The 7,261-nt window shown below is 44.2% G+C and carries 7 protein-coding genes; 5 read left to right on the top strand and 2 right to left on the bottom strand.

Annotation, left to right across the window (positions count from 1 at the left end):
* Positions 1-129: 129 nt before the first annotated feature.
* Positions 130-1,008 (bottom strand): universal stress protein, encoded by an 879-nt coding sequence (locus JUI58_RS02695; RefSeq protein ID WP_204102204.1) that lies wholly within the window; start codon positions 1,006-1,008, stop codon positions 130-132.
* A gap of 241 nt (positions 1,009-1,249) precedes the next feature.
* The gene (locus JUI58_RS02690; protein ID WP_204102203.1) at positions 1,250-1,450 is read right to left on the bottom strand and encodes an NblA/ycf18 family protein; all 201 of its coding nucleotides are present in this window, start codon (positions 1,448-1,450) and stop codon (positions 1,250-1,252) included.
* 559 nt (positions 1,451-2,009) lie between these two features.
* Here JUI58_RS02690 and JUI58_RS02685 point away from each other — a divergent pair.
* From JUI58_RS02685 to JUI58_RS02665, 5 genes are all read left to right on the top strand, one after another.
* Complete coding sequence (locus JUI58_RS02685) at positions 2,010-2,495, top strand: RNA-binding protein (protein WP_204102202.1); 486 nt, start codon at positions 2,010-2,012, stop codon at positions 2,493-2,495.
* Between the two features lie 108 nt (positions 2,496-2,603).
* Positions 2,604-3,308 (top strand): ribose-5-phosphate isomerase RpiA, encoded by a 705-nt coding sequence (rpiA, locus tag JUI58_RS02680; protein ID WP_204102201.1) that lies wholly within the window; start codon positions 2,604-2,606, stop codon positions 3,306-3,308.
* Positions 3,309-3,451: 143 nt separating this feature from the next.
* Positions 3,452-4,501, top strand: coding sequence for a polysaccharide pyruvyl transferase CsaB (csaB, locus tag JUI58_RS02675; protein ID WP_204102200.1), 1,050 nt, complete (start codon positions 3,452-3,454; stop codon positions 4,499-4,501).
* Between the two features lie 112 nt (positions 4,502-4,613).
* On the top strand, positions 4,614-5,564 hold the full coding sequence (locus JUI58_RS02670; RefSeq protein WP_204102199.1) for a UDP-glucuronic acid decarboxylase family protein: 951 nt from the start codon (positions 4,614-4,616) through the stop codon (positions 5,562-5,564).
* 81 nt (positions 5,565-5,645) lie between these two features.
* On the top strand, positions 5,646-7,022 hold the full coding sequence (locus JUI58_RS02665) for a UDP-glucose/GDP-mannose dehydrogenase family protein (protein WP_204102198.1): 1,377 nt from the start codon (positions 5,646-5,648) through the stop codon (positions 7,020-7,022).
* The last annotated feature ends 239 nt before the right edge of the window (positions 7,023-7,261 follow it).

Raw genomic sequence — 7,261 nt, 5'->3', positions numbered from 1 at the left:
GTTGATAGTTGATAGTTGATAGTTGATAGTTGATAGTTGATAGTTGATAGTTGATAGTTGATAGTTGATAGTTGATAGTTGATAGTTGATAGCGATGCACTGAGTTTGCCGAGGTGTTAATAGTTGGAATTACTTTTTCGGGGAGAAAAAGAGGATGGGAAACCAGCTATGACGCAGGATTTCATTGGCAAAACTGGGGGCGGTGAATTCTAGGAGGGCGCTACGGGAAAGATGGGAGGTGGCGATCGCGCTAATATCAAAAGTTAAGGCAACATCTAAAAGTTCGTGTAGAGGATTGCCAGTACGAACCTCAATATTGACTTCTAAACCAACTTTTTCCAAATCGGCTTTCACAGCCTCTAATTTTTTTTGTGCTTCCTCCATTTGATAATTTTCGGGAACACTTCTCCGCACACTCTCACCTATCACCCAGAGGAGCATACATTTTTGGGGAGCAGTGGGCAGATTTTTGCTGACATATTTTTTCACTTCCTCAATTAAATACTTGGCTGTCTTACCATCATTGTAGGGAATGAGCAGATAGCGCCATAAATGCTGGCAGCGCAATGCCAGTTCTTCGCGAGTATAAGTAGAAATTAACTGAGGACGGAGAACCATCAAAGGAATTTCTGTCACTTTGGCCATTTCTTGGGTTGTACTGCCAAAGAGAGTCTCTTGCAAGGCATTTTTAGTAGACATCCCCGTGAAAATCACATCGATCTCATACTCTTCTACTAACTTGGGAATCGTATCCATCGGTCGCCCCACCGGAACCTCGATTTTAACTTCTACATCTGGAGGTAAACCGATTAAACACGGCGCAAGCTGTGCTTCCGCTTGCTTAATTTCTTCTTTATCAATTTTGGGGATTGACCCTTCTTCTCGAATCGGGACACTATGGCAAAAAATAATCCTTTTAAGTCCTCCTGCGGCAAGACTGGGTACGAACCCGATCAAGCGATGCAAACCATCGGAGAAGTCCGTACAAATTAAACAATGCTGAAACATAATGAGAATAACAATAGACCGATAGATTGAGACTAGGTTTCGCGAACTAAACCCTACTCAAACTATAGTTGAGAAATATAGCCTTTTTGCAGATTTTTTAACAAAAATGTACGATCGCTTTGCTTTGCCCAGAAAAAGTAAAGAAGCACTCCCACAATCCCCCGTCATGTTCCCATTCTAGAAACTCAACCCGAGAAAGAGGCGCTCCAGTTTGATTTCCCTTGTTGGCGATCGCCTGCCACTATTGAGCGGGATTCATCGGCGCACCAATTCCCCACTCGTGCTTGATGAACTCCTTATACATATTCTCCTTCGCCAGCATTTGCTCGTAGAGTTTGACTAAAAATTCCTGTGCCTGTTCATGACTCATCTTTTGAACCTGCATCTCAAAAGACCGAATATTGAATCTTTGTTCCAAGGATAATTCAATGGGCTGTGACATGGTTGGATACTCCAAACGACGAACTTGACGACTCTAGCAGCGATCGCGCTAAAAATCCCAGTGCCATCTAGAGCGGGGATTATGAAACGCGTTACTGCTATGTAACGAAATATAACATTAATTTGACAAAGATGCCAAGTATTGCATTATACATTTTGTAAAGATTGTATCTATATCTTGACAAAATCGCTGCCAATGTTATACCAAGACCCGAGAAATGGGATTGCTCGAGGTGAACAAAAAAAGTGGGGAGAGGGAAGATGTCCTAAACTATGCTATTTTTTGAGTGTTGTTGCATTGATAATTGAGAAGGAATTGTCAATCTGTTAAATTGATGACGCATTGTGTGAACATTCTGTAATAATTAGATTTGGGGTGAAATTATAGGTTTGTCCTAGCACCGAGAGATGAACGTACAAACTTAAATAGATTAGAGTTTTGTCTTCATGTTGTATAAAATACAGATTTAGTTTGCGTGTTTAGTTTGCGTGAAACGTGAAATGAGATCGCCAACACCCCGACCTTCTTTTGGATTAGCTCAAATTTGGAGAGAATTTTTATGTCTATTCGCCTTTATGTTGGGAATTTGCCCAAGGAATCCGTAGACCGTCAAGCCTTACACGACATTTTTGAGGGTATTGAAGGAACGATATCGACCAAAGTGATCAAGGATCGTAAAACGGGAAAATGTCGGGGATTTGCCTTTGTTACAGTCTCGACAGATGAAGCAGCCGATACCTTGATCGAGAAATACAACGGCCAGACATTTATGGAAAGTCCCCTAAAAATAGAGAAAGCCCTACCTCGGGCGAAAAAGTCCGAGAAAGAATCGGAAGGGGAAACTTCTGAAGAAAGTCCCCAAGAAGTCAAAACGCCTACACCGTCTGCAAGTAAGCGTAGTTCTTCCGGTGGTGGGAAGTCTAAACAATCAAAACGCACTAACCCACAAGGAGGCAAAAGCGATTCAGTTCAGCCAGATCCTCGTTGGGCAACGGAGTTATCAAAGCTCAAGGAAATGCTTGCCGCTCAAACGACTAATTCCTAATACAATAGTTCTATAGCAATTGAGGATCATCGAGTCTGTCACTGATCACTAACGATGATTCCTTTGTCGTGCAGACAAAATTATTACAAACCGTAGGAGCAAGAAATCATGACCGCAGAGCCAATTAACCTTATGAAACAGCAAGTCGGGAAAGCGGCAGCAGCTCGAGTTGTTTCTGGGCAAGTAGTGGGGTTGGGGACGGGTTCGACAACAGCTTATGCTATTGAGTTTATCGGCGATCGCCTTAAATCTGGAGAAATAAAAGATATTGTCGGTATTCCCACTTCTTTTCAGGCTGAAGTTCTGGCCAAAAAGTATGGCATTCCTTTAACAACGTTGGACGCTTGCGATCGCATTGATATTGCCATTGATGGGGCCGATGAGGTAGACCCCAAGAAAAATCTCATTAAAGGCGGCGGGGCAGCACATACGCGAGAAAAAGTCGTCGATTATCTCGCAGAGACGTTTATTATCGTCGTGGATAGCGGGAAGTTAGTGGATAAACTAGGGTCAACGTTCTTGTTACCCGTAGAGGTGATTCCGATGGCGATCGCCCCCGTTATGCGAGCATTAGAAGGATTAGGGGGCAAACCCGAGTTACGGATGGGAGTCAAAAAAGCAGGTCCAGTGGTGACGGATCAAGGTAATTTAGTCGTAGATGTTAAGTTCGAGTCCATCGACGATCCCGTGGGTTGGGAACAAAAAATCAATAATATTCCTGGGGTTTTGGAAAACGGTTTATTTGTTAACTGTGTTGATGTAGTTTTAGTGGGAGAAATTAAAGACGGCAAACCCACAGTGCGAGAAATGTAGGCTATTTGTTTTCTAGCTGTTCATCTCCCTCAGACTGGGAACGGTTTGAGGGTTTTTGCTGGGAAATATTGGGCGCGATCGCCTTCATTTCTCCCACAAAAAATGTTAAGTTGATTTTTTACTTTTGACTCAATATTTTACTAATGGCAACAACTCGGGCAATATTGTGCGGTTATTATGGCAAAGGCAATGGCGGCGATGAAGCCCTCCTCGCAACCCTACTGCAAATGCTGCCCGAGTCTATCACCCCGATCGCCCTTTCTGGGGATCCCCAGCAAACCCATCAGCGCTACGGCATCGAAAGTTGCGATCGCGTCTCTGGCTTTCGCATTCTCGAAGCCTTGAAGAAATCCGATTATTTTATTTGGGGTGGGGGAAGTTTAATGCAGGATGTCACCAGTTTTGCCAGTCCCCTTTACTATGGGGGCTTAATGGCAATGGCGCAGAAACGCGGCTTAAAGACCATTGCCTGGGCCCAAGGCATCGGACCCCTCAAACATCCTGCCACGCGATGGCTGACCCGACAAGTCCTCTCTCACTGTAAAGCTATTAGTGTCCGCGATCGCGCTTCGGCACAATTATTGGCCGACTGGCAAATTAAAAACCTCTTATCTCCAGATCCAGTTTGGGCATTAGAAGCCAAATCTTATTCAGGTTTGGGAGATTTACACGCCCCTAGAGTTGCCGTTATTTTACGCCCTCATCCTCAACTTACCCCCCAACGTCTCGATCTCCTCACCCGCGCCCTCATTTCCTTTCAAAAAGCCACAGAAACCACCATTTTACTCGTCCCCTTCCAACCTATCCGAGACTTAGAAATGGCCCGAGGGATCGGCGATCGGCTTCCGGGGGTTTCCTGTATTATTACCCTAGAAGACCCGCGAGAATTAAAAGGATTATTTCAAGGGGTAGAAATGGCGATCGCCATGCGCTTGCACGGTTTAATTATGGCCGCTTCTGAGCAATGTCGCTGTTTTGCCCTCAGCTACGATCCGAAAGTTAGCCAATTGATGGAGGAGATTAATATACCAGGTTGGGAATTAGCCAATATTCCCGATGACCCCAATATTATTTGTCGTGCTTGGTTGGACTATTATGCCAATGGAATGCCTTTGAATTCAGCACAAATTGAATCTTTCCGCGATCGCGCTCAATTGCATGGAGAACTCCTAACCAGTATAATTGACCCCTAGAGTTACAAGCTCCTAGGATTGTGGGATTTTTGCGTATTTCAGATTTGACTAGACAGCAGCATCGGTCAAGATTAATCTTAAGATCGGACTCAAAACTGAAAAAGCTGACCCTATGAGAATTTTAGTCACGGGAGGAGCAGGTTTTCTTGGCTCTCACCTCATCGATCGCCTGATGCAGGCAGGTCACGAAGTTATCTGCCTAGATAACTTCTATACTGGCAGCAAACGCAATATCCGACAATGGCTTGAAAATCCTAATTTTGAAGTCATTCGCCACGATGTTACTGAACCCATTCGCCTTGAAGTAGATCAAATCTATCATCTTGCTTGTCCGGCTTCTCCCGTTCACTATCAATACAACCCCGTTAAGACGATTAAAACCAACGTCATCGGCACATTAAATATGTTAGGACTGGCGAAACGGGTCAAAGCCAGATTTTTTCTCGCTTCCACCTCTGAAGTTTACGGCGATCCCGAGGTTCACCCTCAGCCAGAAGAGTATCGCGGTAACGTAAATCCGATTGGAATTAGAGCTTGTTACGATGAAGGTAAGCGAGTTGCAGAAACTCTTAGTTATGATTATCATCGCCAGAATGGTGTTGATATAAGAGTTGTACGCATTTTCAATACTTATGGAACTCGAATGTTACCTAATGACGGGAGAGTTGTGAGTAACTTTATCGTTCAAGCACTGCAAGGAAAATCCCTCACAATTTACGGCGACGGTTCGCAAACCCGTAGTTTTTGTTATGTTTCTGACTTAATAGAAGGATTTATTCGCTTGATGAATAGCGATCGCACCCAGCCAGTTAATATTGGCAACCCAGGGGAATACACTATTTTACAACTGGCGCAAACCATCCAAAATATGGTCAACCCCGACGCTAAATTAACCTTTAAAGCCCTTCCCCAGGACGATCCTCAGCAGCGACAGCCGGATATTACCCGCGCTAAAGAATGGTTGGGGTGGGAACCTACCGTCCCCCTAGATGAGGGATTAAAATTAACCATTGATTATTTTCGCGATCGCCTTGCCGAAGAGGGAAAAATAAGTCAGAAATGAAATAATATTTCTCATCGTTTATTCGTCATCTCGAGCATCTATAGTCAAGTCACCCCAATAATTTTTTGAGGATTTAAGATTATGCGCGTTTGTGTCATTGGAACAGGATATGTCGGTTTAGTAACGGGAGTTTGTCTAGCCCACATCGGCCATAAGGTAATCTGCATCGACAATAATGAAGAAAAAGTAAAACTCATGAAGTCCGGACAAAGCCCTATTTACGAACCTGGACTATCGGATCTGATGAAATCCTGTATGAAGTCAGAAAACTTAGAATTTACCACGGATCTCGGTTATGGGGTCGAGAATAGCGATATTCTCTTTATTGCCGTGGGAACTCCCGCGTTACCCACAGGAGACAGCGACACTCGCTATGTAGAAGCCGTGGCGCGAGGAATTGGATCGCACCTCAAAGAGGGGTATAAAGTCATTGTTAATAAATCTACGGTGCCCATCGGTTCGGGAGATTGGGTCCAAATGATTGTATTGGATGGGGTTTCCGAACGCCAAAAAGCAGAAGGGGGAAGCGGTTCTGAGGAAATTAGCGCAGAATTTGATGTGGTCAGCAACCCGGAATTTTTGCGGGAAGGTTCGGCGGTTTTTGATACCTTTAACCCCGATCGCATTGTTTTGGGAAGTAATAATCAAAAAGCCCTAGATATGATGGCGGAACTCTATCAACCCCTCGTCGATCGCACTTTTGGGGAAGAAGAATATAAGGAATTACCCCCGGTTCCCATCGTGATGACGGATCTCAACTCCGCAGAAATGATCAAATATGCGGCGAATTCTTTTCTTGCTACCAAAATTAGTTTTATTAACGAAATTGCCAATATTTGCGATCGCGTCGGTGCGGATGTGGTGCAAGTCTCCAAAGGAATTGGTTTGGATTCTCGCATCGGCTCGAAGTTTTTGCAAGCGGGTTTGGGTTGGGGAGGTTCTTGTTTCCCGAAAGATGTCTCGGCGTTAATTCACACCGCCGATGATTACAATTATGAAGCAGAACTGCTTAAATCTGCGGTTAATGTCAATAAGCGCCAACGTCTCCTCGTCCTGGAAAAACTGCAACAGGAAATTAAAATCCTGAAAGGGAAAACTGTGGGTTTGTTGGGTTTAACTTTTAAACCCGATACGGACGATATGCGCGATGCTCCAGCTTTGGATTTAATTGAACAATTGCATCGTTTAGGGGCAAAAGTCAAGGCTTACGATCCCATTGTCTCTCAAACGGGAATGCGCCACGGTTTGGCTAATGCGATCGTCGAAACCGACTTGGATCGCCTCGCAGATGGTTGCGATGCTTTGGTTTTGGTCACAGACTGGGAACAATTCCGCAAAATTGACTACGAACAAATGGCCAAGTTAATGAATCATGCAGTGATTATTGACGGTCGCAATTTCCTCGATCGCCAAGCTGCGGAAAAAGCAGGTTTCCGTTATGTTGGTATCGGTCATTAAATTTACCAATTTATCATTAAGTTTTTGGTGGAGAGGCGATCGCTTCTCCTTTTTTACTAGATTTGCTGCAAGAATTGCGATTTTTCCGTTTTCCAACACCTAAAATTGAATTGGGACAGCAGAAAATCTACAACCAATAACAGTCAGGAACCTCAGCCTAAAGGCGTGAGGCTTGAAAGAGAAATCTAACAAGCCATTCTGACCAGACTAAGTACCCCGCGTACTACGTTATTTGGGTC

The organism is Spirulina sp. CCY15215, from assembly GCF_016888125.1.
Lineage (GTDB): Bacteria > Cyanobacteriota > Cyanobacteriia > Cyanobacteriales > Spirulinaceae > CCY15215.
The sequence above is the reverse complement of the archived record's forward strand: the minus strand, read 5'-3'. Positions and strand labels throughout refer to the sequence as shown.

Bases quoted from the DNA above. Each gene is read 5' to 3' on its own strand.
- JUI58_RS02695 (WP_204102204.1), bottom strand. From the start codon at position 1,008: ATGTTTCAGCATTGTTTAATTTGTACGGACTTCTCCGATGGTTTGCAT.
- JUI58_RS02690 (WP_204102203.1), bottom strand. From the start codon at position 1,450: ATGTCACAGCCCATTGAATTATCCTTGGAACAAAGATTCAATATTCGG.
- JUI58_RS02685 (WP_204102202.1), top strand. From the start codon at position 2,010: ATGTCTATTCGCCTTTATGTTGGGAATTTGCCCAAGGAATCCGTAGAC.
- rpiA (WP_204102201.1), top strand. From the start codon at position 2,604: ATGACCGCAGAGCCAATTAACCTTATGAAACAGCAAGTCGGGAAAGCG.
- csaB (WP_204102200.1), top strand. From the start codon at position 3,452: ATGGCAACAACTCGGGCAATATTGTGCGGTTATTATGGCAAAGGCAAT.
- JUI58_RS02670 (WP_204102199.1), top strand. From the start codon at position 4,614: ATGAGAATTTTAGTCACGGGAGGAGCAGGTTTTCTTGGCTCTCACCTC.
- JUI58_RS02665 (WP_204102198.1), top strand. From the start codon at position 5,646: ATGCGCGTTTGTGTCATTGGAACAGGATATGTCGGTTTAGTAACGGGA.